22 protein-coding genes are annotated in these 24,551 nt (G+C 68.4%); 12 read left to right on the forward strand and 10 right to left on the reverse strand.

Features of this window, described 5'->3' with window-relative positions; genetic code table 11:
* Positions 1-78: 78 nt before the first annotated feature.
* The gene (locus DDQ50_RS11205; protein WP_116756810.1) at positions 79-372 is read left to right on the forward strand and encodes a DUF4193 domain-containing protein; all 294 of its coding nucleotides are present in this window, start codon (positions 79-81) and stop codon (positions 370-372) included.
* Positions 373-577: 205 nt separating this feature from the next.
* Here the strand turns inward: DDQ50_RS11205 and DDQ50_RS11210 are convergent, their stop codons facing one another.
* The gene (locus DDQ50_RS11210) at positions 578-1,012 is read right to left on the reverse strand and encodes a DUF3093 domain-containing protein (RefSeq protein ID WP_116756811.1); all 435 of its coding nucleotides are present in this window, start codon (positions 1,010-1,012) and stop codon (positions 578-580) included.
* 39 nt (positions 1,013-1,051) lie between these two features.
* Here DDQ50_RS11210 and dut point away from each other — a divergent pair, with 39 nt between their 5' ends.
* The 6 genes from dut (at position 1,052) to DDQ50_RS11240 (ending at position 9,047) form a co-directional block, all read left to right on the forward strand.
* Complete coding sequence (gene dut / locus DDQ50_RS11215) at positions 1,052-1,534, forward strand: dUTP diphosphatase (RefSeq protein WP_116756812.1); 483 nt, start codon at positions 1,052-1,054, stop codon at positions 1,532-1,534.
* Positions 1,531-2,172, forward strand: coding sequence for a DUF3710 domain-containing protein (locus tag DDQ50_RS11220; protein ID WP_116756813.1), 642 nt, complete (start codon positions 1,531-1,533; stop codon positions 2,170-2,172). Before dut ends, DDQ50_RS11220 begins: the two co-directional genes overlap by 4 nt.
* Positions 2,165-2,965, forward strand: a complete 801-nt coding sequence (locus tag DDQ50_RS11225) for a DUF3159 domain-containing protein (protein ID WP_116756814.1) — start codon at positions 2,165-2,167, stop codon at positions 2,963-2,965. The genes DDQ50_RS11220 and DDQ50_RS11225 overlap by 8 nt, the downstream gene beginning before the upstream one ends.
* Positions 2,966-3,122: 157 nt before the next feature.
* Positions 3,123-5,978, forward strand: coding sequence for an aconitate hydratase (locus DDQ50_RS11230; protein ID WP_116757408.1), 2,856 nt, complete (start codon positions 3,123-3,125; stop codon positions 5,976-5,978).
* A gap of 98 nt (positions 5,979-6,076) precedes the next feature.
* Positions 6,077-8,044, forward strand: a complete 1,968-nt coding sequence (dxs, locus tag DDQ50_RS11235; RefSeq protein WP_116756815.1) for a 1-deoxy-D-xylulose-5-phosphate synthase — start codon at positions 6,077-6,079, stop codon at positions 8,042-8,044.
* A gap of 25 nt (positions 8,045-8,069) precedes the next feature.
* Entirely contained in the window at positions 8,070-9,047 is a 978-nt protein-coding gene (locus DDQ50_RS11240; protein WP_116756816.1) for an aldo/keto reductase, read from the forward strand.
* Between the two features lie 15 nt (positions 9,048-9,062).
* Here DDQ50_RS11240 and DDQ50_RS11245 read toward each other — a convergent pair whose 3' ends face one another.
* Complete coding sequence (locus DDQ50_RS11245; RefSeq protein ID WP_116756817.1) at positions 9,063-10,001, reverse strand: helix-turn-helix domain-containing protein; 939 nt, start codon at positions 9,999-10,001, stop codon at positions 9,063-9,065.
* A gap of 142 nt (positions 10,002-10,143) precedes the next feature.
* Here DDQ50_RS11245 and DDQ50_RS11250 point away from each other — a divergent pair, with 142 nt between their 5' ends.
* Positions 10,144-11,001, forward strand: coding sequence for an alpha/beta fold hydrolase (locus DDQ50_RS11250; protein ID WP_116756818.1), 858 nt, complete (start codon positions 10,144-10,146; stop codon positions 10,999-11,001).
* Here the strand turns inward: DDQ50_RS11250 and DDQ50_RS11255 are convergent.
* The 5 genes from DDQ50_RS11255 to DDQ50_RS11275 form a co-directional block, all read right to left on the reverse strand.
* Entirely contained in the window at positions 10,998-11,546 is a 549-nt protein-coding gene (locus DDQ50_RS11255) for a dihydrofolate reductase family protein (protein WP_116756819.1), read from the reverse strand. The genes DDQ50_RS11250 and DDQ50_RS11255 overlap by 4 nt on opposite strands.
* Positions 11,547-11,595: 49 nt before the next feature.
* Positions 11,596-13,758 carry a 3-hydroxyacyl-CoA dehydrogenase NAD-binding domain-containing protein gene (locus DDQ50_RS11260; RefSeq protein ID WP_116756820.1) on the reverse strand — a complete coding sequence of 721 codons (2,163 nt, stop codon included), beginning with the start codon at positions 13,756-13,758 and terminating at the stop codon, positions 11,596-11,598.
* The gene (locus tag DDQ50_RS11265) at positions 13,755-15,029 is read right to left on the reverse strand and encodes a thiolase family protein (RefSeq protein WP_116756821.1); all 1,275 of its coding nucleotides are present in this window, start codon (positions 15,027-15,029) and stop codon (positions 13,755-13,757) included. Before DDQ50_RS11265 ends, DDQ50_RS11260 begins: the two co-directional genes overlap by 4 nt.
* A gap of 78 nt (positions 15,030-15,107) precedes the next feature.
* A complete protein-coding gene (locus tag DDQ50_RS11270) occupies positions 15,108-16,304 on the reverse strand; it encodes an HRDC domain-containing protein (protein ID WP_116757409.1) in 1,197 nt (398 codons plus the stop codon).
* An 82-nt stretch (positions 16,305-16,386) separates the two neighbouring features.
* A complete protein-coding gene (locus DDQ50_RS11275; RefSeq protein WP_116756822.1) occupies positions 16,387-16,980 on the reverse strand; it encodes a DUF3000 domain-containing protein in 594 nt (197 codons plus the stop codon).
* A 149-nt stretch (positions 16,981-17,129) separates the two neighbouring features.
* Between DDQ50_RS11275 and DDQ50_RS11280 the strand changes: the two genes are divergently transcribed.
* Entirely contained in the window at positions 17,130-18,293 is a 1,164-nt protein-coding gene (locus tag DDQ50_RS11280) for an alpha/beta hydrolase family protein (protein ID WP_165829789.1), read from the forward strand.
* A gap of 46 nt (positions 18,294-18,339) precedes the next feature.
* Here DDQ50_RS11280 and DDQ50_RS11285 read toward each other — a convergent pair whose 3' ends face one another.
* Genes DDQ50_RS11285 through DDQ50_RS11295 form a run of 3 tightly spaced genes read right to left on the reverse strand, consistent with a single transcriptional unit; the run spans position 18,340 to position 20,405 of the window.
* Entirely contained in the window at positions 18,340-19,047 is a 708-nt protein-coding gene (locus DDQ50_RS11285) for a dihydrofolate reductase family protein (protein WP_116756824.1), read from the reverse strand.
* On the reverse strand, positions 19,044-19,478 hold the full coding sequence (locus DDQ50_RS11290) for a SufE family protein (RefSeq protein ID WP_116756825.1): 435 nt from the start codon (positions 19,476-19,478) through the stop codon (positions 19,044-19,046). Before DDQ50_RS11290 ends, DDQ50_RS11285 begins: the two co-directional genes overlap by 4 nt.
* Before the next feature lie 27 nt (positions 19,479-19,505).
* Entirely contained in the window at positions 19,506-20,405 is a 900-nt protein-coding gene (locus DDQ50_RS11295; RefSeq protein WP_116756826.1) for a sulfurtransferase, read from the reverse strand.
* Positions 20,406-20,573: 168 nt separating this feature from the next.
* On the opposite strand from DDQ50_RS11295, the gene zapE reads away from it, so the two are divergent.
* The 3 genes from zapE (at position 20,574) to DDQ50_RS11310 (ending at position 24,545) form a co-directional block, all read left to right on the forward strand.
* Entirely contained in the window at positions 20,574-21,608 is a 1,035-nt protein-coding gene (gene zapE / locus DDQ50_RS11300) for a cell division protein ZapE (RefSeq protein WP_205663623.1), read from the forward strand.
* A 192-nt stretch (positions 21,609-21,800) separates the two neighbouring features.
* On the forward strand, positions 21,801-23,081 hold the full coding sequence (locus tag DDQ50_RS11305) for an ammonium transporter (RefSeq protein ID WP_116756828.1): 1,281 nt from the start codon (positions 21,801-21,803) through the stop codon (positions 23,079-23,081).
* Positions 23,082-23,249: 168 nt separating this feature from the next.
* A complete protein-coding gene (locus DDQ50_RS11310; protein ID WP_116756829.1) occupies positions 23,250-24,545 on the forward strand; it encodes an ammonium transporter in 1,296 nt (431 codons plus the stop codon).
* Positions 24,546-24,551 lie beyond the last annotated feature (6 nt).

A 24,551-nucleotide genomic window follows, 5' to 3' on the forward strand; every position in this document is an offset into this window, starting at 1 on the left:
ACGGTTTCCGGTTTGCGCTTCGACAGGCGATCATGCAGACTGTCGCCGCCGATCAGGCGATGTAACAGAAGGATGGGAATGGCGACCGATTACGACGCGCCCCGCAAGACCGATGACGACTCCGAGTCGATCGAGGCTCTGAAGGAGCGGGTGCCCGACAAGCTCTCGGGTGTTGTCGACGTCGACGACGCCGATAACCCCGGCAGCTTCGACCTTCCCGGCGCGGATCTCTCCGACGTCGAGATGGACGTGGTGGTGCTCCCGCCGCAGGCCGACGAGTTCACCTGCGTGTCCTGCTTCCTCGTGAAGCACCGCTCGCAGATCGATCACGAAGAGAAGATCGGTGCGATCTGCTTGGAGTGCGCTGCCTGATCCAGGCAGTGTTCGAAAGGCCCGGCGTTCCTCATTCGAGGAGCACCGGGCCTTCGTCTTTGGCCCGGCCGCCGCTCACTGAGCCGGTCAAAGTGGAGGTGCTCGTTTCGGCGGGCTCAACGGGCGGGTGCGTTGCCGCCGCTCACTGAGCCGGTCGAAGTGGACATGCTCGTTTCGACGTGCTCAACGGGCGGCGGTGGGATGCTCAGCGACCCGCCGTGATCGCCGCGACGAGCTCGTCGGGCCGCCGCGACGACACGATCCAGTACGGCGCCGGATCGTCGGGGTCGGCCAGCTCCACCTTGACGATCGGGTCGACCCACCCTCGGATGCACAGGTAGGCGCGCGCATCGAGTCGAACACCGCGTTCCGCCGTCGCCTCCTCCTTGCGGTGGGCGGTCGCGCCCGCGATCAGATCGAGGGGGATGCGAGCCCGGCCGGCTCGGAGCATCCCGTCGCGGACCTCGACGACCGGCGCGAGGAGCAGCAGCGCGGCGCACGCGCCGCCGAAGAAGACGACTGCGGCACCGATGGCGACACCGATCGAGACGGGCAGGAAGACGAGGAGTCCGGCGGGGATCAGCAGCGCGCATGCCACGAACACCCAGGGCGACGGGACGAGGCGCTCCGAGAAGGTCATGTCCCTATTGCACCAGCTTCGGTGGGCTAGCCTCGACACGTGCCGCAGACAGTTCCCGTTCTGACCGCAGGCGCCGAGGCGCCGACCTACGCGCACCCCGGTGACGGGGGAGCCGATCTCGTCTCCGCCGAAGAGGTGGTCCTGGCCCCCGGGGAGCGCGCGCTCGTCGGTACGGGCCTGCGGATCGCGCTGCCGTCCGGGTACGCCGCCCTGGTGCTGCCGCGCAGTGGACTCGCGGCGAAGCACGGCATCACGATCGTGAACGCGCCGGGCCTGGTCGATGCCGGTTATCGCGGTGAGATCAAGGTCAACCTCCTCAACACCGACCCGTCCGAGAGTTACACGATCTCGGTCGGCGACCGTATCGCCCAGCTGTTCGTGACCGCCGTCGTCCCGGTCGAGTTCATCCCGGTCGAGAGCCTGCCGGGCTCCGAGCGGGGCGAGTCCGGCCACGGGTCGACCGGCTATGCTTCGGGCGCGACCGACCGGGTCGCAGCCCCCGTGGAAGGAATCGTGCCGTGACCGACGAGGAACTCCTGCCTGACGCAGACGACATCCAGCCCAAATCGGCTCCCGAGGACCGGGACATCAACGGTCCCCTCGACGTGAGCGAGGCCAATGCGGTCCGCCCGTACGTCGACCTCGGCGGGGTGAAGATCGTTCCCCGCGAGGGGCTGCATCTGCGCCTCGAGGTGGAGGAGGCGACCAAGCGCGTCGTCGCCGTCGGTCTCGACTACGCCGGGTCCACGCTTCAGGTGCAGCCGTTCGCGGCGCCCCGATCGAGCGGACTCTGGCACGAGATCCGCGCGCAGATCGTCGAGCAGATCCAGAAGCAGGGTGGCCAGACGCGCGAGGTCGACGGTCCGTTCGGACCCGAGCTCGTCGCGACCATTCCCGTGTCCGCGGGTGCCGGTACCCCGCAGACGACGCGGATCGCCCGCTTCATCGGGGTCGACGGTCCCCGCTGGTTCCTGCGAGGTGTCATCGCCGGCGAAGGCGCGGTCAACCCCGACGCTGCGGCCGCGGTCGAGGACCTGTTCCGCAGCGTGGTCGTCGTGCGCGGCAACACGCCGATGCCCCCTCGTGACCTCATTCCTCTGCACGTTCCCGCGGGCGGCCCCGCCGGCCCTCAGGTCGGAGCACCGATCACCGGTGTCTGACTCCTCCGTTCCCGGGTCGGCAGGATCCGACCGTCCCGACGAGCGCGCAGGTGGCGAACCCTCGCCTGCCGCGGATCGCACGTCCGACGAGGTCCCCGAGACGTTCCGGCAGAGTCTGGCTGAGGCGGCCCGGCGAGCGGGCTTCGGTCAGGTCGCCGATGGGGGAGCGGTCACGGGGCGCGGACTCCTCTCGGCCATCGGCGGAGTGCGCGGTGTGCTCGAGGCCGTGCTGCCCGGAGTGCTCTTCGTCGTGCTCTTCAGCGTCACCCGGTCGCTCCCGCTCTCCCTCGGTATCTCGGTCGGTGCGGCCGCGGTGTTCACCGTCGTGCGGATCGCGCAGCGCACGCCTGTCACACAGGCCATCGGCGGACTGTTCGCGGCGCTCGCGTCGGCCGGCCTCTCCCTCTTCACGGGTCGAGCCGAGGACAACTTCGTGCTCGGCCTCATCACCAACGGCGCCTACGGGGCGGGCCTTCTCATCTCCGTGCTCGTGGGGTGGCCGCTGATCGGTGTCGCGGTCGGCTACCTGTTCGGCGAGGGCACCGCGTGGCGCAAGGATCGCCGCAAGTTCCGGGCCATGCAGGGCCTCACTCTGGCCTGGGTCGCGCTGTTCGCCGCCCGCCTCGCGGTCCAGCTGCCGCTCTACCTCTCCGGGTCGATCGAACTCCTCGGCACCCTGAAGCTCGTGATGGGCCTGCCCCTGTACGCGCCCCTCCTCGTCCTCTCCTGGCTGGTCGCGCGAGCGGTGTTCCGCACGTCGCCGACGCAGGAGCGTCCCGGAGTTGTGAGCTAAGATTCCATTTATCTCGACGTCGAGATAAATTCGCCGGTCGGCGTCTCCGAGTAAGGGTCCCCTTGCTGGTCCTGGCCCGCACCTGGCGAGCAAGATGGCTGAGGGGTGGCCGGCGGGCAGTTCGCACCGCGTGGCCTCGAACGCGGAGGAGATCGTCGTGGCAGCAGTGAACAGCTTCGGAGCGAGGGACACACTCACGGTCGGTGACACCGACTACGAGATCTTCCGCGTGGACACGGTGGCGGGGTACGAGAAGCTCCCGTTCAGCCTCAAGGTGCTTCTCGAGAACCTTCTGCGCACCGAGGACGGCGCCAACATCACCGACGCGCACATCCGTGCCCTCGGCGGTTGGGACCCGACCTCCGAGCCCGACACCGAGATCCAGTTCACGCCGGCTCGCGTCGTGATGCAGGACTTCACGGGTGTTCCCTGCATCGTCGACCTCGCCACCATGCGCGAGGCGGTCAGCGCCCTCGGCGGCGACCCGACCAGGATCAACCCGCTGGCACCCGCCGAGATGGTCATCGACCACTCCGTCATCGCCGACCTCTTCGGCACACCGAACGCCTTCGAGCGCAACGTCGAGATCGAGTACGAGCGCAACGGCGAGCGCTACCAGTTCCTCCGCTGGGGTCAGACCGCGTTCGACGACTTCAAGGTCGTCCCGCCGGGAACCGGCATCGTCCACCAGGTCAACATCGAGTACCTGGCCCGCGTCACCATGACCCGCGAGGTCGGCGGGGTGCTGCAGGCCTACCCCGACACCTGTGTCGGCACCGACTCCCACACCACCATGGTCAACGGGCTCGGCGTGCTCGGATGGGGCGTCGGCGGCATCGAGGCCGAGGCCGCCATGCTCGGCCAGCCCGTCTCGATGCTCATCCCGAAGGTCGTCGGGTTCAAGCTGTCCGGCGCCATCCCCACGGGAGTCACCGCGACCGACGTCGTCCTCACGATCACGCAGATGCTGCGCAAGCACGGAGTCGTCGGCAAGTTCGTCGAGTTCTACGGCGAGGGAGTCGCCGAGGTGCCGCTCGCCAACCGCGCCACCATCGGCAACATGAGCCCCGAGTTCGGTTCGACCGCCGCGATGTTCCCCATCGACGACGTGACCCTCGACTACCTGCGTTTCACCGGTCGCGACGAGCAGTCGGTCGCACTCGTCGAGGCGTACGCCAAGACGCAGAAGCTCTGGCACGACCCGGCGCAGGAGCCGGTCTTCAGCGAGTACCTCGAGCTCGACCTCAGCACCGTCGTCCCCTCGATCGCCGGACCGCGTCGCCCCCAGGACCGCATCGAGCTGACCGACGCGAAGGCACAGTTCGTGCACGACCTCGGCGACTACGCGGGCATCGAGGCCGACGATGAGCGCACGCTGGTCGACGCAGCGGTCGAGGGCACCTTCCCGGCCTCCGACCCGATCGGGCTCACCGCGCAGGACGAGAGCCGCGACCACGAGGACGTCTCGGGCGAGGTCAGCCACGCGCACGATGTCGCGGCGACGGCGAACGAGCCGAAGGCCGCATCGAAGCCCGTTCAGGTCTCCGTCGGCGGTGGCGACGAGTTCACGCTCGACCACGGCGCGGTCGCGATCGCGGCGATCACGTCCTGCACCAACACCTCGAACCCGTCGGTCATGCTGGCCGCGGGGCTGCTCGCCCGCAACGCGAGCAAGAAGGGCCTGAAGGCCAAGCCGTGGGTCAAGACCACGCTGGCCCCTGGATCCAAGGTCGTCACCGACTACTACGACAAGTCGGGCCTCACCACCTACCTCGAGGACCTCGGCTTCTACCTCGTCGGCTACGGCTGCACGACCTGCATCGGCAACTCGGGACCCCTCGAGGACGAGATCTCGCAGGCCGTCCAGGACAACGACCTCGCCGTCACCGCAGTCCTCTCGGGCAACCGCAACTTCGAGGGTCGCATCAACCCCGACGTGAAGATGAACTACCTGGCCAGCCCGCCGCTCGTCATCGCGTACGCCCTCGCCGGGTCGATGAACTTCGACTTCGACACCGAGTCCCTCGGCAACGGCAGCGACGGCAACCCGGTCTACCTCAAGGACATCTGGCCCGACGCGGCCGAGGTGCAGGCCACGATCGACAGCTCGATCTCGACCGACATGTTCACCAGCAAGTACGCCGGAGTCTTCGACGGCGACGAGCGCTGGCGTTCGCTCCCCACCCCGACGGGTGCGACCTTCGAGTGGGACGCCGAGTCCACCTACGTCCGCAAGCCCCCGTACTTCGAGGGCATGGAGCTGAACCCGTCGCCGGTCGTCGACATCGCCGGCGCGCGTGTCCTCGCGAAGCTGGGGGACTCGGTCACGACCGACCACATCAGCCCGGCCGGCTCGATCAAGGCGGGAACCCCCGCCGCGCAGTACCTCTCCGAGCACGGCGTCGACCGCAAGGACTACAACTCCTACGGCTCGCGGCGCGGAAACCACGAGGTGATGATCCGAGGCACCTTCGCGAACATCCGTCTGCGCAACCAGCTCCTCGACGGCGTCGAGGGCGGGTACACCCGTGACTTCACCCAGGCCGACGCGCCGCAGTCGTTCATCTACGACGCCGCGCAGAACTACGCGGAGCAGGGCACCCCTCTCGTCATCCTGGGTGGCAAGGAGTACGGTTCGGGCTCCTCGCGCGACTGGGCGGCGAAGGGCACCTCGCTGCTCGGCGTGAAAGCCGTCATCACCGAGAGCTTCGAGCGGATCCACCGTTCGAACCTCATCGGAATGGGCGTCATCCCGCTGCAGTTCCCCGCCGGCGAGAACATCGAGTCTCTGGGGCTCGACGGGACGGAGATCATCTCGATCTCGGGGATCGAGTCGCTCAACGACGGCGGAGTCCCGAAGACGGTCCACGTCGTCGCGGAGCCCAGTGAGCACTCGGCGGAGGGCAAGCAGCCGATCGAGTTCGAGGCGGTCGTCCGCATCGACACCCCCGGTGAGGCCGACTACTACCGCAACGGCGGCATCCTCCAGTACGTCCTCCGTTCGCTGCTGTGACATCGCCGGCTGCGCCGCCGATCCGGCGGCGCAGCTCGCCGACCGGGTGCACCCGTGATTGATCTCATCCGAAGGATCGCCGACCTAGACTCGGGATCATGAGTCTTCTCGAGAACATCCGCGGCCCCCGCGACCTCGACTCGCTCTCGAAGGACCAGCTCGTCGAGCTCGCGGCCGAGGTGCGGGCATTCCTGGTGGCCAACGTGTCGAAGACCGGCGGTCATCTCGGCCCCAACCTCGGCGTCGTGGAACTCACCATCGCCATGCACCGGGTGTTCGACTCGCCGCGCGACGCCATCGTCTTCGACACCGGTCACCAGAGCTACGTGCACAAGCTCCTCACGGGGCGTCAAGACTTCGACCGCCTGCGCAGCAGTGACGGTCTGGCCGGCTATCCTCAGCGCTCGGAGTCGGAGCACGACATCGTCGAGAGCTCCCACGCGTCGAGCTCGTTGTCCTGGGCTGACGGCATCTCCCGCGCCTTCACGGTCACCGGACAGGCGGACCGCCATGTGGTCGCCGTCGTCGGCGACGGCGCTCTCACGGGCGGTATGACCTGGGAAGCCCTCAACAACATCAGCGACGACAACAACCGCCGGCTGGTCATCGTCGTCAATGACAACGGCCGCTCCTACGCGCCGACGATCGGCGGCCTCGCCCGGTTCCTCAACGAGGTCCGCACCCGTCCCGCCTACCGCGATCTACACGTCTCATCGCGTCGTCTCTTCAACAGGTTCGGGCGTCCGGGTCGCGCCATCTACCGTGCCACCCGCGGCGCGCTGCACGGGTTCCTCAGTCGCTTCGCCGGTAACGAGGGCCTCTACTCGGACCTGGACATCAAGTACATCGGTCCGGTTCACGGACATGACGTCGTCGCACTGGAGGAGGCGCTGCGGCAGGCCAAGAACTACGACCTGCCCGTGATCGTGCACGCGATCACGCAGAAGGGCCGCGGGTACGAGCCGGCCCTGCGCGATGCGGCCGACCAGTTCCACGCGGTCGGACAGATCGACCCCGAGACGGGCGAGCCGCTCGAGTCGAGTGCGGGCCCGTCCTGGACCTCCGTGTTCGCCGACGAACTCGTCGCACTCGCGGACCGCGACCCGCGCATCATCGGCATCACGGCCGCCATGCTGCGGCCGACCGGCCTCTCCAAGCTCGCCGACCGGTATCCCGATCGCGTGATCGACGTCGGCATCGCCGAACAGCATGCGATCGCCTCCTCCGCGGGCCTCGCCTTCGGCGGTCTGCACCCCGTCGTCGCGATCTACGCCACCTTCGTGAACCGCGCATTCGACCAGGTCATGATGGACGTCGCGCTGCACAAGGCGGGGGTCACCCTCGTCCTCGACCGGGCGGGCATCACCGGGCCCGACGGCCCGAGTCATCACGGCATGTGGGACCTCGCCATCCTCCAGGTCGTTCCCGGCATCCGGCTCGCCGCCCCCCGCGACGCCGTCCGGCTTCGCGAAGAGCTCGCCGAGGCTGTGGCGATCGACGACGGTCCCACGGTCATCCGTTTCCCCAAGGGGGCCGCGGTCCCCGAGCTGCCGGCGCTGCGACGCACCGACGACGGTGTCGACGTGCTTCGGGAATCGGCGAACGACGACGTGCTCATCGTCGCCGTCGGTGTCTTCGCCGGTCTGGGGCTCGCCGTCGCCGACCGTCTCGCAGCTCAGGGCATCGGCGCGACGGTCGTCGACCCACGCTGGGTCGTCCCCGTGCCGCAGAGCATCATCTCCCTCGCCGCCAGCCACCGCATCGTCGTCACCCTCGAGGACGGCATCCGAGTCGGCGGCATCGGCACGCGGGTCCGTCAGGACATGCGCGCGGCCGGAGTCGACACCGCGCTCACCGAGCTCGGCCTGCCCGATGAGTTCCTCGGGCACGGTTCGCGGGACGAGATCCTCGATCAGGCGGGCCTCACTCCGCAGAAGATCGCCCGCGATCTCGTCGCCCAGGTGCTCGGCTCCAAGGTGCCGATCGCACGGCCGCTGAGCGACGGCGAAGACCACGCGCTCGCCGAGCGCGCGTCCGAGAACGACACGGCCGGCGATCACAAGTAGCGTCCGGCCAGAGAGGGACCTCCCCATGAAGCACATCACCCTGGGAGCAGATGGCCTCGACGTCTCACGACTGGGCCTCGGCCTGATGGGCATGTCGGCGTTCTACAGCGGCGCCGGCACCGATGACGACGAGTCCATCCGCACGATCCATCGCGCCATCGAGCTCGGCGTGACCTTCCTCGACACGGCCGAGATCTACGGGCCCTACATCAACGAGGAGCTCCTGGCCCGTGCTCTCGTCGGCAAGCGCGACCAGGTCGTGATCGCCACCAAGTTCGGCATGATCAAGCATCGAGGCGACGGTTCCCGCGGCTTCGACGGCAGTCCGGAGAACGCGCGACTGGCGCTCGAGGGCTCGCTCAAGCGACTGGGAACGGACCACGTCGACCTCTACTACCAGCACCGGATGGATCCGGCGGTGCCGATCGAGGACACCATGGGTGCCCTGGCTGAGTTCGTGGCGGAGGGCAAGGTCCGTCACATCGGGCTCTCCGAGGCCGCCCCGGCGACCATTCGCCGTGCTCACGCCGTCCACCCGGTGACGGCGCTCCAGTCCGAGTACTCGCTGTGGACCCGCGACCCCGAAGCCGAGGTACTGCCGACGCTTCGCGAACTCGGGATCGGCTTCGTTCCGTATTCGCCGCTCGGGCGCGGGTTCCTGACCGGCTCGATCCGGTCCGTCGATCAGCTCGACGAGGATGATTTCCGCCGGAACAACCCGCGCTTCGAAGGCGAGAACCTCGCGCAGAACATCCGCATCGTCGAGGTGGTCGACGCCGTGGCCGCCGAGGCCGGTGCGACTCCCGCGCAGGTCGCGCTCGCCTGGCTGCTCGCGCAGGGCGACGACATCGCCCCGATCCCCGGCACCAAGCGAGTCAGCCGGCTCGAGGAGAACGCGGCGGCCGACGAGGTCCACCTGACGACCGAGCAGCTCGAACGTCTCGACGCCATCGCACCGCCCGTCGGCGATCGCTACGCGGACATGACGCCCATCGGGCGCTGACCCGGCGGAGGCCGCTCACCCGGCGCGGTAGTCGCTGGGGGTGACCCCGTAGCGTTCGCGGAACGTCCGCGAGAAGTGCGCGTGATCGGCGAAACCCCAGCGGTGGGCGATCGTCGAGATGGATGCGGTGCGCCACGCCGGGTCCACGAGCATGGCGGCGGCCGCCCTCAGGCGCCGCTCGCGCAGCCAGCGGCGCAGCCCGATCCCGTTCCGGGCGAGTGAGGCGTAGAGCGTGCGCTCGGAGATGCCGTGAGCCGCGGCGAGTTCGGCCGCCGAGAGATCCTGCCGCGCGAAATGCCGCTCGAGGTAGGCGAGCAGGCGAGCGTCGAGCGATTGGCTGTCGTCAGCCCGGTGCGTCCCCGATGTCTCGAGGAGAAGGGCGCGTGTCATCGCGATCGCGGCCGGTCCCATGATTCGCTGCTGATCGAGGGTCATCGTCCGCGCCGAGACGGCCAGTCCGTGGAGGAACGCGGTGACGGAGGCGACGACGGGGTCGCGTCGGTCGAGATGCTCGGCGTGATGGGCGCCGAACGCTCTCTCCGGGAGGTCGAGAACGGAGCGGGAGACGGTCAGCGAGTGGCGCGCTGATCCCGATTCGAAGGTGATGGCGTAGGGGGTCGAGGTCTCGTAGATCACGAGCTCTCCCGGGCGCTGCAGCACCGCACTGCCGCCCTGCGCGACCGTGGACCGGCCCCCGGTCAGGAGACTGAGGACGACCGCGGGCTCCGCGTCGGCGCGTGCCATGGCCGCGGTGCGATGGACCGCCGCGCCGCTGCCCGCGGTCGAGAGAAGAGAAACTTCGTCGCTGAGAGGTGTCGCGCGTGCCCGCACCACGACCGACTCCGCACCGTTCGGCCGCAACTCGAGGGGTGTTCGTGCCGCGAGCATGTGCTGCCGTAGAAACTCGACTCGGTCGGTCCTCGGTAGATCATCGATCTCGATCGATGCCGTCATGAGCGCACACGCTAGTGCACGAGATCGTTGCGGGTACAGCACAGTCGTCGCGGATTGTGACAAGCCGTCGGGGCCGCCCTGTCTTAGCGTGACGGATCAGCGGCGCATCGCGCCCGCAGAGCCGACGGAACGGAGCAGGGACATGGCCACATTGACCGAGTGGGAGCTCGCCGAGATCGAGCGCGCCAATGCGACGGGATTACGACCCGTCGTCTTCGTGCACGGCCTCTGGCTTCTGGCGAGCAGCTGGCAGCAGTGGCGGACGCTCTTCGAGGAGGCGGGGTTCGCCACGATCGCGCCGGGTTGGCCCGATGATCCCGACAGCGTCGCCGAAGCTCTCGCCGACCCGGAGGTGTTCGCACACAAGATGGTCGGCCAGGTCACGGATCACTATCTCGAGGCGATCGCGGCGCTGGACGTCGGGCCCGCGGTCATCGGCCACTCGTTCGGCGGTCTCATCGCGCAGAAGATCGCGGGGACGGGATCGTCCGTCGCGACGGTCGCCATCGACCCGGCACCTTTCCAGGGCGTGCTCGCGCTGCCCGTCTCGTCTCTCAAGTCGGCTGCACCGGTTCTCAGCAACCCTGCGAATCTGGGTCGTGCGGTGGCGCTGACGTTCGAGCAGTTCAGTTACGGCTGGACGAACAATCTCTCGGAGGAGGAGGGACGTCACCTCTACGAGACGTATCACGTGCCCACGTCAGGGGTTCCGCTGTTCCAGGCCGCGACAGCGAACCTGAATCCGTTCTCGGAGACCAAGGTGGACACGAAGAACCCGGAGCGCGGTCCACTGCTGATCATCAACGGCACGAACGACAACACGGTGCCGTTGGCCATCGGGCAGTCCAGTTATCGGCTTCAGGCGCGCAACCCGGGTGTCACCGAACTGGTCGAGGTGCCGGATCGGGGGCATTCGCTGACTCTGGACTCGGGATGGCGTGAGGTCGCCGACATCGCGTTGAACTTCGTCGAGACGCACGCGCCCAACCCGGTCGCCTAGCCCGCGGCCCGCGCCGCTACCTCGTAGACCAGCTCGACGGCGCCGCTCGGGAACGCGGTGGTGCCGGTCAGGTTCAATGGGCCGAGTCGGTCGCGGACGGGCAGCAGGGGGCTGCCGGCCCCCAGGACCACGGGCATGAGCGTCACGTGCAGCTCGTCGAGCAGACCGGCCTCCGCGGCTTGCGCGGCGACCAGTCCGCCGCCGACGACCCAGACGTTGCGCCCGGCTGCGGCGTCGGCCGCAGCGGCGAGCACCGGGCCGATCTCACCGGTCGCGAACCGGATATCGGCGCCCTCGATTCCGGGGAGATCGCGGGAGGTCATGACCCAGGACGGCGTCGTCCCGTAGGTCCAGGACTCGGCGCCCTGGTCGACGATGAAGGCGTACGTCGACGAGCCCATCACGATCGCACCGACGTCGGCGATGAAGGCGTCGTAGTGGTCCTGGAACTCGGCCATGCCGAAAGAGATCAACCAGTCGATATCATCGTCGGGGGCGGCGATGAATCCGTCGAGCGAGCTTGCGACGTAGTACTGGATGGCCATGCGGCGACGCTATCCGGACCCTCCGACAGGGAGGGCCCGGACAGCGCGATCAGTTGACGCCGCGGAGCGGGGGAGTGTGGAACGTGCTCCCGAAGACGCGCTCGGATGCGCCGACCCGGTCGAGGTAGGGGGTGAGCCCTCCCATGTGGAACGGATATCCGGCACCGAGGATCAGGCAGAGGTCGATGTCCTCTGCGGCCTCGACGACCTTGTCGTCGAGCATACGCTTGACCTCGTCGGCGAGGCCGTCCTCGATCCGGCGGCGCAGCTCCTCGGCGGTCATCGGCGAGCCCTTGCCGTCGAACTGCTTCTCCACGATCGCCAGCGCCTGCTTGTCGACTCCCTTGATGCCGCCCTTGCCGTCGCGCTCGTAGATGCGACCGAGGTCGGCGAGTTCGTGCAGGCTCTCGGATCGGAAGAACCGCTCGGGGAAGGCGCTGTGATGCGTGTCGAGCACGTGAGCTCCGACCTTGAGGCCGACCAGCTCGAGCAGCACGAACGGCGTCATCGGAAGCCCGAAGGGCTTGACCGCGTCGTCGACGACCGAGAACGGCGTGCCGGTGTCGACCGCGTGCATCGCCTCGCCGAGCACCTTGGCCAGGATGCGGTTCACGACGAAGCCGGGGGTGTCGCGAGTGATGACCGCGTTCTTCTTAAGCTTCGCCGCGGTGGCCATGGCGGTGGCGAGGGTCTCGTCGTTCGTGAACGGGGTCTTCACGACCTCGATCAGCGGCATGACCGCGACGGGGTTGAAGAAGTGGAAGCCGACGAGTCGCTCGGGGTGCTCCAGGCCGGCGCCGATCTGCTCGACCGACAGCGACGAGGTGTTGGTGGCCAGGATGGCCTCGGGGGAGACGATCCTCTCGATCTCGCCGAAGACCTGCTGCTTCACGCCGAGCTCTTCGAAGACGGCCTCGATCACCCAGTCGCAGTCGGCGAAGAGGGATCGGTCGGTCGTGCCGGTCAGCAGCGCGTTCAGACGGTTCGATTCGTCCTGCGAGATGCGCCCCTTGCCCAGCAGGGTGGCGATCTCACCGCGGATGTAGTCGAGTCCCTTGTCGACGCGCGCCTGATCGATGTCGGTGATGACCACCGGCACCTGGAGGCGACGCAGGAACAGCAGGGCGAACTGGCTGGCCATCAGACCGGCTCCGACGACTCCGACCTTGCCGATCCGGCGGGCGAGCTTCTTGTCGGGCGCCCCGGCCGGCCGCTTGGCGCGCTTCTGCACGAGGTTGAATGCGTAGATGCTCGCCTGGAACTGGTCCCCGGAGATGAGCTCCGACAGGGCGTCGTCCTCGGCGGCGAAGCCCTCGGCCTTGGAGCTGCTCTTCGCGGCCTTGAGCAGTTCGAGGGCCGCGTACGGCGACTTCGGGATCGTGCCGATCTTCGACTCGAGGCTCTTCCGGGCGATGCCGATCGCGATGTCCCACTTGGCGAGGCGTTCGAGCTTGCCGGGGGCGTTCGGGCGCTTGACCTTGATCTTGCCGTTCAGTACCGCATCGGCCCAGGCGATCGAGTTCTCGAGGAACGCGGCGGAGGGGAACAGCGCGTCGGCGATGCCCAGCTCGAGCACATCCGAGGCCTTCAGCATGCGGTTCTGCTTCAGAGGGTTCTCGACGACGACCTTGAGGGCGTTCTCGATGCCGATCAGGTTGGGCAGGAGGTAGGCGCCGCCCCATCCGGGGATGATGCCCAGGAAGACCTCGGGGAGCGCGAACGCCGGTGTCGACGCGTCGATGGTGCGGTAGTCGGCGTTCAACCCGATCTCGACACCGCCGCCGAGCGCGAGTCCGTTGATGAACACGAACGAGGGAACGCCGAAGTCCGCCTGCTTGCCGAGCACGTAGTGGCCGAGCTGCGCGAGCTTCTTGGCGACCGCCTTCGACGGGATGTCGCTGACCTTGCTCAGGTCGGCACCCGCCGCGAGGATGAACGGCTTGCCGGTCGTCGCGACGGCGTGGATCTCGCCGCGGGCCGCGCGGGCGGTCAACTCGTCGTAGACGCGTCCGAGCTCGGTGAGCGAGGCGGGGCCGAGCGTGTTGGGGCGGGTATGGTCGCGACCGTTGTCGAGCGTGACCAGGGCGAGGACCTTGCCGCTGCGCAGCGGAACGTCGCGTGCGTAGGCGTGCGTGACGACCTCGTCGTCGGACAGCGCGAGCAGGTCGGAGAAGTCGATCGAGGCGTAGTCGGTGCCGTTCTTGTCGCTCACTTGCCTGCCGCCTTCGCTTCGTCCTTGCGCCGCTTGGCCAGCTCCTTGGCCTCCTTGCCGAGCGACCCGCTGTCCCACTTCTTGCCGTTCCAGTTGGGGTTCTCCCAGATGACGCTGCCGCCCTGACCGAGTCCGACGCACATCGCGGTGAGGCCGTAGCGCACCTCGGGATGCTCGGCGAACTGCGCGGCGAGCTGGATCATGAGCCGGACTCCCGACGCTGCGAGCGGGTGGCCGATCGAGATGGCACCGCCCCACCGGTTGACCCGCGGGTCGTCGTCGTCGATGCCGAAGTGATCGAGCAGGGAGAGGACCTGCACGGCGAACGCCTCGTTGAGCTCGAACAGCCCGATGTCCTCGATCGACATGCCGGCCTTCGCGAGAGCCTTCTCGGTGGACGGGACAGGACCGATTCCCATGATCTCCGGGGCAACCCCGGCGAAAGCGAAGCTGACGAGCTTCATCTTGGGGGTGAGACCGAGCTCCTTCGCCGCCTTGGCGCTGGCGAGCAGGGAGACGGTGGCGCCGTCGGTCAGCGGCGAGGAGTTGCCGGCCGTGACGCGCCCGTGCGGGCGGAACGGGGTCTTGAGGGTGGCGAGACCCTCCATGTTGGTCTCGGGGCGCATGCCCTGGTCCTCGGTGACGAGGTTCCATCCCTCGGGTGTCGCGGCCGCGACGGGGACGAGGTCGGGCTGGATCTTGCCGGCGGCGTAGGCGGCGGCGAGCTTCTGCTGGCTCCGCATCGCGAAGTGGTCCGAGCGCTCCTTCGTGAGCTGCGGGAACCGGTCGTGGATCCGCTCCGCGGTGTTGCCCATGTTCAGCGCGTCCTCGCTGACGAGCTTCTCGGCGATGAAGCGCGGGTTCGGGTCGGCGTCGAAGCCCATCGGGTGCCGGCCCATGTGCTCGACCCCGCCGGCGATGACCACGTCGTAGGCGCCGAATGCGATACCGCCCGCCGTCGTCGTGACCGAGGTCATGGCGCCGGCGCACATGCGGTCGATGGCGTATCCCGGGACGGAGCGGGGGAGACCCGCCAGGAGGGCGGCGGTGCGGCCCAGGGTGAGGCCCTGGTCGCCGACCTGCGTCGTCGCCGCGATGGCGACGTCGTCGACGCGCTCCTTGGGCAGTGACGGGTTGCGCTCGAGGAGACCGATCATCGCTTTGACGATCAGGTCGTCGGACCGGGTTCCCCAGTACACGCCCTTCTCGCCCGCACGACCGAACGGGGTTCGCACCCCGTCCACGAAAACGACTTCATTGCCTTCGGCCACGTCTGCCTCCTCGCATATCGAACAACCGCAACGATGCTATGCGGGCCGCTGATTCGCCCCGGAATCCTTTGACTCTTCCTACGAAGCCGCATCCTCGGGCTCGACAGCCTCTTGGCTACCAGCGACAAAGGCTTCGCTGATCGTTTGTGCAGTCGCGTCTATCTGCCAGGGCCGCGCTCCGAGGGCGCCGAGAGCCGACGCGATCCATTCGGGCGCGATGTCGGCGGGCGGCTGCCAGGCGACGCGGCGCAGAGTGTCGGGAGTGAGCAGGTTCTCGACCGGCATATCGAGCCGTTCCGCCACGTCGGCGACGGCGGACTTTGCGGCCTTGAGTCGCTTGTCGGCGTCCGGGTTGCGGTCGGCCCACGCGCGCGGCGGCGGCATGGCGTCTCCGGGGATCCGCAGCTGGGGCAGGTCTTCGGTGGCGAGCCCGCGTTCGATGGCCGCCCACCAGCGGTCGAGCTCGGTTCGGCTGGCCCGGCCGGAGAACTCCCGCAGGGCGGCGAGCTCGCGCTTGCTGCGGGGCAGAACGCGAGCCGCGGCGACGAGGGACGCATCGGGGACGAGTCGGCCGGGGGACACGTCGAGTTCCTGCGCGAGGTCGTCACGGGCGGTCCAGAGCTCGCGGGCGACGGCCAGGGCGCGGACGCCCTTGACGGTGTGCAGGCCGGAGAGCCGACGCCACGGGTCGGCGCGGGTGACGACGAGCTCTTTGCCGAGCACCGCGTCGAACTCCTGCTCCGCGATGTCGCGCTTGCCGGACTCGTCGAGGAGCGCGGCGACCCGGTCCCGCAGCTCGGGGAGGAGCTGGACGTCGAGTGCCGCGTAGTCGAGCCAGGAGGACGGCAGCGGACGGGTCGACCAGTCGGCCGCGGAGTGCTCCTTGGCCAGGTGCAGGCCGAGCAGGCTCTCGACGACCGATGCGAGGCCGACCCGGGGCAGACCGAGCAGGCGGGCGGCGAGTTCGGTGTCGAAGATGCTGGAGGGGTCGAGTCCGACCTCCCGGAGGCAGGTCAGGTCCTGGCTGGCGGCGTGCAGGATCCACTCGACATCGCCGATGGCGGCCTGCAGCTCCTCGAACCCGCCGATCGCCGGTGGGTCGAACAGGAAAGTGCCGGATCCGCGGCGGTGGAGCTGGATCAGGTAGGCGCGCTGGGAGTAGCGGAACCCGCTGGCCCTCTCGGCGTCGACGGCGACCGGGCCGACACCCGAGGCGATCGACTCGACGGCGCGCAGGTAGTCGTCGCGCGTCTCGACGAGCTGGAAGCCGTCGATGACCCGCGCGCTCGGCAACGGCGCGGCCGAGGGCTCGCCGGAGCCGGTGCTGTCTGCGGTCGCGGCTGAGCCCGTTGGGGCGTCAGGCACGCCCGGCTCGTCGCGCTGAGAGCAAGGTGACTCCTTCGGTGACGGGAGGCAGTCCCGCCAGCATGCACACCAGCTCGATCCAGGCTTCCACGTGAGCGGAGATGTCCGCTTCCAGTGGCGTCCACGAGGCGCGCAGTTCGATCTTGGCACCATCGCCCTGCTCAGCCAACTCGCCGAATCCCGTGGAGATGATCTTGGTGGCCGTTCCGGACGCCGCCGTGTAGTCGGCCATGCGCTCGTCGAGTGCGTCGGTGAGCCACGACCAGGCCACATCGGCGAGGAAGGGATCGACTCCGATCTCGGTCTCCAGAGGGGCCTGCGCGAAGCAGACGACGCGGAACCGACCGCCCCACGCCTCGGGCGCCGCGGGGTCGAAGAGAAGGACGAATCGGCCCGCCCCGAGGTCGAGCTCGCTGCCGTGGGACGCGGAGTCGATCTCGGCGGCCAGGGCGATGGACCAGGGCGCGAGACCGTCGGGAGCGGGAATGCTGCGCACGATCAAGTCGTTGCGCGTCGAGGCCTGCTCGATGGACTCGAGCGCGAAGGCGAACTCGTCAGGAGTTCGCTCGCTGGGCTCGCCGTTCATGGGTTGAGAATAGGCCAGGAATATGAGAAAGTCCGCGATCGCACGCCGGTGGGTCGGTCACCGCGCACGATGGCCGAACCCTGTTGTTTGGTAGCGTGACACTCCCGACGTGCAGGTTCACGTCGACGGTTCCGAGGAGGCGGGTGAGCGTGGCGCGCAAGTCTCGGTCCGCGCTGGGTCTGCTGGTCGCTCTCGGCGGGGTCGCCACAGCGGGCGCGCTCTTCGCCGGCGCGGTCACGACCACGGTGGCCCGCACGGTCGTCAAGCCCCCGCGCAAGCGCACCGAGGACACCCGGGTCCTCTCCTACGACGAGGTCGCGGGCACCATCGTGCTCAGCGCGAGCGAGGACGCACTGCTGCCCGGCGACTACAGCTTCTGGTTCTCCGGCGGGGCGGGCCACGCTCGTCTCGGGTCGATCGTCGGACGCACGCCGGGGACCGTCACGCGCCGCGTCATCGGGGTCGACTTCGGTGAGCTGTCCGATGCCCGGCAGGGTCGTTTCAACGGCTGGTACTACCTGAGTCCGCGCGAACTCGACGTCCCCTTCGAGAACGTCCGCGTCCAGACCACTCTCGGCCCGGCACCGGCCTGGCTGGTCCCCGCCGACGGCGGGGAGTCGACCCGGTGGGTCATCCAGGTGCACGGCCGTGCGACGGTCCGTCAGGAGGTGCTGCGCGCCATCCCCGTCTTCCGGGACGTCGGGTACACCTCGCTCCTCATCTCGTACCGCAACGACGGTGAGGCGCCTCCGAGCGAGGACAACCGGTACTCCCTCGGAGACATCGAATGGCTCGACGTCGAGGCCGCAATGCTCTACGCACTCGACCACGGGGCGCAGCAGATCGTGCTCATGGGCTGGTCGATGGGCGGGGCGACGGTGCTGCAGGCGGCGACCCGATCCCGGGTCTCGTCCGTCATCACCGGAGTGGTGCTCGATTCCCCGGTCGTCAACTGGGTTGACACCCTGCTCTACCAGGGTGAGGCGATGTCGCTGCCCGGGCCGGTCAAGTCGGGCATCCTCGCGCTGATCAGCAAGCCCTGGGGGCGCCCTTTCACCGGTCAGGCGCAGCCGATCGACCTGAAGCGCCTCGACTTCGTCCGTCGGGCCGCTGACCTTCAGGTGCCGATCCTGGTGCTGCACAGCGACGACGACGGCTTCGTCCCGGCGAGCGGATCCCGGGAGCTGGCCGCCGCCCGGCCCGACATCGTCACCTTCGTGCCCTTCGAGACCGCCCGGCACACCAAGCTGTGGAACTTCGACCGCGATCGCTGGAACGGCGTGATCGCGAAGTGGCTCGCCGAACGCCCCTGAGCCCAGGCGGGGCGTCGTGGCCGTGCCGGTTCAGTCGGCTCCGAGCTCAGTCGGCCCCGAGCGCCCATCGCGCATAGAGGGTGCTGGCGTCGTCGATGATCAGCTGGGTGAGTCGCGCCGGGATGGTGGTTCCGAGCGGACCGAGCAGCGGAACTCCGGGGGAGTGCAGTCGCGCCGCCGTGGTCAGGCAGAGCTCGTCGACGACTCCGGCACTGAGGAACGTTCCGGCGAGGGTCGGTCCGCCCTCGCAGACGATCGACCGCGCCCCGTTGGCCCTCAGTACGCGCACGATCTCGGTCGCGTCGAGCGCCGGGGAGTCGAGGGCCGCGAACTCGTGGGGGATCCCCGTCAATTCGGACTCGACGCGCTCACGCGCCGTCTCGGGGCCCAGAACGATCGGCGGCTGCGGCGCGCTGTCGAGACGGTGGCCCGCGAGGTCGCCTGATCGGGTGATGATCGCGAGGCGACTGCGGGCGGGCGCGAGATAGCCCTCCTGACGCACCGTGCTCGCCCCGACGACGACGGCATCCGATGCGTCGCGGATGACGCCGAGGATGCGGCGGTCGAGCCGGTTGCTGAGCGACTCCGACGTCACGTCGTCTCCCACCGCCGAGCCGTTGATGCTCTCGATCATGTTGACGCGGACGGTCTCGGCCGATGCCGGAGCGTAGAGCTCGACGAGGACCTCGCGCGATGCGTCGCTGCGCTCGTCGTGCGGTCCGGATGGTTCGGGGTGGACGACGCGGAAGCTCATGCGCCGAGCTTGGCGTTGACCTGGCGCTTGGCCCGCGCCAGCATCCCCGTCATGCCTCTGACCCGCAGCGGTGAGACGAGCTCGTTGAGACCGAGCATCTGCGGATAGTCGGAGGGGACCGCGAGCACCTCGTCGGTGCTCAGACCACTCAGACCCTGCACGAGGATCGACGCGAACCCGCGGGTCGTGGGCGCCTCGCGGGGAGCTGTCGCGTGCATCTGCACCACTCCATCGGCGACCTCGAGTGCGATGTACACCGGCGCCTGGCATTCCTCCACCCGTTCGGTGAGTGCGGGATCGTCGCGCAGCCGTTCGGGGAGCGCCGGCAGGTCGTTGGCGAACTCGAGGAGGAGTTCGAGTCGATCCTTGCCCTCAAGTTCGAGGAACTCGTCGCGGATCTCGGCGAGCTGGGCGGGGAGCGTCGTGGTCACTCCACGATTATCCCCGCCCAGGACGACTCAGCGGCCGGGGACCTCGCCCGGCTCGGCGCCCTTGACGATGGGAACGCGCACGGCGCTTCCCCACTCGGTCCAGGAACCGTCGTAGTTGCGGACCTCGTCGAAGCCGAGCAGGTGGGTGAGCACGAACCAGGTGTGGCTCGAACGCTCTCCGATGCGGCAGTACGCGATGACGCTGTCGTCGGGCTTGAGTCCGGCGCCGTCGATGTAGATCGCCTCGAGCTCGGCCCGCGTGCGGAATGTTCCGTCATCCGCTGCGGCCTTCGCCCACGGCACGTTCTGCGCACTGGGGATGTGGCCGGCGCGGAGGGCGCCCTCCTCGGGGTACGCCGGGGCGGTGGTGCGTTCGCCCGAGAACTCCTCGGGGCTGCGCACGTCGATCAGCGGGTTGCCGAGGTGGAGGAGCACGTCGTCCTTGAAGGCGCGGACGGCCAGGTCGTCCCGCTCGACGACGGGGTAGTCGGACGGGGTGACCGAGGGGGCGTCGGTCGTGAACTCACGGCCCTCGGCCTCCCACTTGGCGCGGCCGCCGTCGAGGAGACGGACGTCCTCGTGGCCGAACAGGGTGAAGACCCACAGGGCGTATGCGGCCCACCAGTTGCTCTTGTCGCCGTAGAAGACGACCGTGCTGTCGCGCGAGATGCCCTTGCTGCGCAGGAGTTCGGCGAATCCCTCACCGTCGATGTAGTCGCGGGAGACCGGGTCGTTGAGCTCGGTGTGCCAGTCGATCTTCACGGCGCCGGGGATGTGGCCGACCTCGTAGAGGAGGACGTCCTCATCGGACTCGACGACGACGAGTCCGGGTTCGCCGAGGTGCTCTGCCAGCCACTCGGTGCTGACGAGACGCTCGGGGTGGGCGTACTCCTTGAACTCTGCTGCGGTGTCGGTCTGGACCGCCATCTTGATTTCCTCTCATTGCCGGGCGCGGAGCTTGTGGATCGCGCCCGTCTAGGCTGAACGGGCGCGGAGTGCTCGACTCGCGCCCCCAGCGAGATTACGCCGGTAAGGGGCACCGCCGCCCGGTTCGCTGAAACACATCGACATGAACTCCGTCAGCCGGGAAGCACCGTGACCTCACCTCTCAGTTCGCTCACCGACCGCGCGCCGCGACTCACGGGTCCCGAGATCGCCGGCTACCTGGTGCCGCCGCGCCAATTCGATGAGGCGAGCCTCGACAACTACCGTCCCGATCCCGACTATCCGTCGCAGAGCGAGGCACTCGAGAAGATGAGGGCGTTCGCGGCCGGGTGGTCGGCATCCTCGGGCGGGGGAGGCGGCTGGTTCCGCCGGGCGAAGAAAGCTCCGGAGACGAAGCCCGGCATCTACCTCGACGGCGGGTTCGGCGTGGGGAAGACCCACCTGCTCGCGGCCCTCTGGCACCTGGCGCCCCAGCGCAAGTACTTCGGGACCTTCATCGAGTACACCGCCCTGGTCGGTGCGATGGGGTATCGCGAGGCCGTCGCCCTCCTCTCCGGCGCGAGTCTCATCGCGATCGACGAGTTCGAACTCGACGACCCCGGGGACACGATGGTGATGACCCGCCTGCTCGGCGAGCTCGTCGCGAGTGGCAGCCGCATCGCCGCCACCTCGAACACTCCGCCCAACGCGCTCGGCGAGGGCCGCTTCGCCGCGGCCGACTTCCTCCGCGAGATCCATTCGCTGTCCGCGCACTTCGAGACCGTGCGCATCGACGGGCTCGACTACCGTCGCCGCGATGTCGAGGGCAACGCCCGGGTCACCGACGAGGACGACTTCGATTCACGTCTGGCGACGGTCTCGTCGGGCCGTCCCACCACCGTCGACGATTTCTCCTCGGTGATCCAGCACCTGTCCAAGGTGCACCCCGCGAGCTACGTGCGTCTCGTCGACGGGCTGGGTGCGGTGGGACTCCGCGATGTCAGCACGTTCTCCAGCCAGACCGATGCATTGCGATTCGTGGCGCTCGTCGACCGGTTATACGACGGGGGAGTCCGCGTGGTGTCGACGGGTGCGCCGCTCGATTCCGTCTTCGGCGAGGACATGCTCGCGGGCGGTTACCGCAAGAAGTACCTGCGCGCGATGTCGCGGCTCATCTCTCTGACGACCGGCGGACCTGAGCTTTAGCCGCATCTGCGGCCTCTGAAACACGATGTTTACCGCGCGGCAAGCTGCGTAACACTCCCGAAACACGGGTTAAGTCCTCCGGAAACGTCCGACCGCCAAGATTGGCGCGTACCCGCAGCGTGCACCGTGGTCGACAGCCGACCGAAGCCCGCCGGGTCCATTCCCCCCTTGCAATTTCTAGAGAGGTAATCAATGGATCAGGGCAATACGGCCTTCTTGTTGATCTCAGCCGCACTCGTGCTGCTGATGACTCCCGGTCTCGCATTCTTCTACGGTGGCCTCGTCAAGGCCAAGAGCGTCGTCAGCATGATGATGATGAGCTTCGGCGCTCTCGGTCTGATCGGTGTCCTGTGGGTCATCTACGGCTACGCGATCGCGTTCCCCGGCGCGGAGGGCACCCTCTTCCCCTGGATGATCGACTGGTCCGCCGTCGGGCTCGAGAGCCTCGTGCTCGATGCCGCCGACCCTGCCGGCGACTACCCGGTCCTCGCCTTCGCCGCCTTCCAGGCGACGTTCGCGATCATCACCGTCGCTCTCATCTCGGGCGCCATCGCCGACCGTGCCAAGTTCGGCGCGTGGATGGTGTTCGCCGGAATCTGGGCCACGGTCGTCTACTTCCCCGTCGCCAGCTGGGTCTTCAACTTCGGCCTCGCCGATGACGGATCGTTCGCCTACGGCGGTTGGATCACGCACGGTCTGCAGGACGCGTTCGGCGTCGGCGTCATCGACTTCGCCGGTGGTACCGCGGTCCACATCAACGCCGGTGCTGCGGCTCTCGCCCTCGCCCTGGTGCTCGGCAAGCGCGTCGGCTTCCAGAAGGGCGCCTACACGCCTCACAACCCGCCGTTCGTCCTGCTCGGCGCAGGTCTCCTGTGGTTCGGCTGGTTCGGCTTCAACGCCGGTTCCGAGCTCGCTGCTGACGGCACGGCCTCGCTCGTGTTCATCAACACGATCGCCGCTCCCGCCGCAGCACTGCTCGCCTGGCTGGTCGTCGAGAAGCTCCGCAACGGCAAGGCCACCTCGGTCGGTGCCGCGTCGGGTGCCGTCGCCGGTCTCGTCGCGATCACCCCGGCCTGTGGCGCCCTGACCCCGATGTTCGCCATCCTCCTGGGCCTCATCGCCGGTGCCGTCTGCGCCGTGGCGATCGACCTGAAGTTCGCACTCGGCTTCGACGACTCGCTCGACGTGGTGGGCATCCACCTCGTGGGTGGTCTCATCGGCACCCTGTACCTGGGCTTCTTCGCGAACAACACCGGCCTCTTCATGTCGGGCTTCGACCCCGCGCAGCTCGGTGTCCAGGCGATCGCCGCGTTCGCCGTCCTCATCTACTCGTTCGTGCTGGCGTACGTCATCGGCTTCGCGATCGAGAAGACGATGGGCTTCCGCGTGAAGAACGAGGACGAGATCGCCGGCATCGACACGGTTGTTCACGGCGAAGAGGCGTACCTCTTCGAGGACAAGGCTCGCGCCTGACCCTCGGCTCATCGCCAGCGCCGACAGGGCGTCGCCTCTCACGAGGCGGCGCCCTGTCGCCGTCCGCCCGGGTGTGAAACCCGGGCCTGTTTCAACCCGCTGTGACGGCTGCTCCGCCATAGGCTGAGAGCTCCCGTTACGTTGTGCCGTGTTCGAGTTGGGGGAGAGTTGGACCAGGGCAACATCGCCTTCGTCTTGATCTGCGCCGCGCTGGCGCTCATCATGACGCCGGGCCTGGCGTTCCTGTACGGCGGAGTCGTCCGCGCGCAGAGCGCCATCAGCATGATGATGCTCAGCTTCGGCGCGATGGGGCTCGTCGGGGTCCTCTGGATCCTCTACGGGTACGCGGTCGTCTACTCGGGGGCGGGGTCGCCCACCTACTTCGGCATCGACGGGGTCTTTGGAATCGAGTTCGCCCACCTCGGATTCGCGGGACTCTTCGGAGATGACCCCGCCGATGCGCTGAAGCTCGCCGAGGCGGCGTTCCAGGGCATGTTCGCGATCATCACGGTCGCCCTCGTGTCGGGCGCGATCGCCGACCGTGCCAGGTTCGGCGCGTGGATGGTCTTCGCCGGCGTCTGGTCGACGCTCGTGTACTTCCCGGTCGCGTCCTGGATCTTCAACATGACGTGGGGTGCGGAGGGGATCGTCGACGGCGGCTGGATCGTCTACGGTCTCCAATCCGTCGTCGGCGCCGGTGTGCTCGACTTCGCGGGCGGAACCGCCGTCCACATCAACGCCGGCGCGGCGGCCCTCGCGCTGGCGCTCGTGCTCGGAAAGCGGATCGGGTTCGCGAAGGGAATCCAGAAGCCCCACAGCATCCCGTTCGTCCTGCTCGGCGCCTCGCTTCTCTGGTTCGGCTGGTTCGGTTTCAACGCGGGCTCCGAAGGAGCCGCCGACGGCTTCGCGGCGCTGGCCGTCATGAACACGATCGTCGCGCCGGCGGCCTCGCTTCTGACCTGGCTGATCGTCGAGACCATCCGGGGCGGGAAGGCGACGGCGGTCGGGGCCGCGCTCGGCGCGGTGTCGGGACTGGTGGCGATCACCCCCGGCTGCGCCTACCTGACTCCCGTCTGGGCCGTCGTCCTGGGTCTTCTGTCCGGGGTTGTCTGCGCCCTCGCGGTCGACCTGAAATTCGTGCTCGGGTTCGACGATTCGCTCGACGTCGTGGGGGTGCACCTGGTCGGCGGACTCATCGGCACCCTCTACCTCGGCGTCTTCGCGCTCGGGGACGGATTGCTCTACTCGGGGCGGGCGAACCAGCTCGCCGCCCAGTCGATCGCCGCATTCGCGGTGATGATCTACTCGTTCCTCGTCACCTATGCGATCGGCTTCGTGATCGAACGGACGATGGGCTTCCGAGTTCGCGAGTCGGATGACGTCGCCGGGCTCGACGCCGTCCAGCACGGCGAGTCGGCGCTGACCATCGAAGGCCGCCGTCCAGGCGGTTCACGGCTCGCTTAGGCGCAT

Origin of the sequence: Amnibacterium flavum, assembly GCF_003097495.1 — a bacterium.
In the GTDB taxonomy this organism is placed as follows: domain Bacteria; phylum Actinomycetota; class Actinomycetes; order Actinomycetales; family Microbacteriaceae; genus Naasia; species Naasia flava.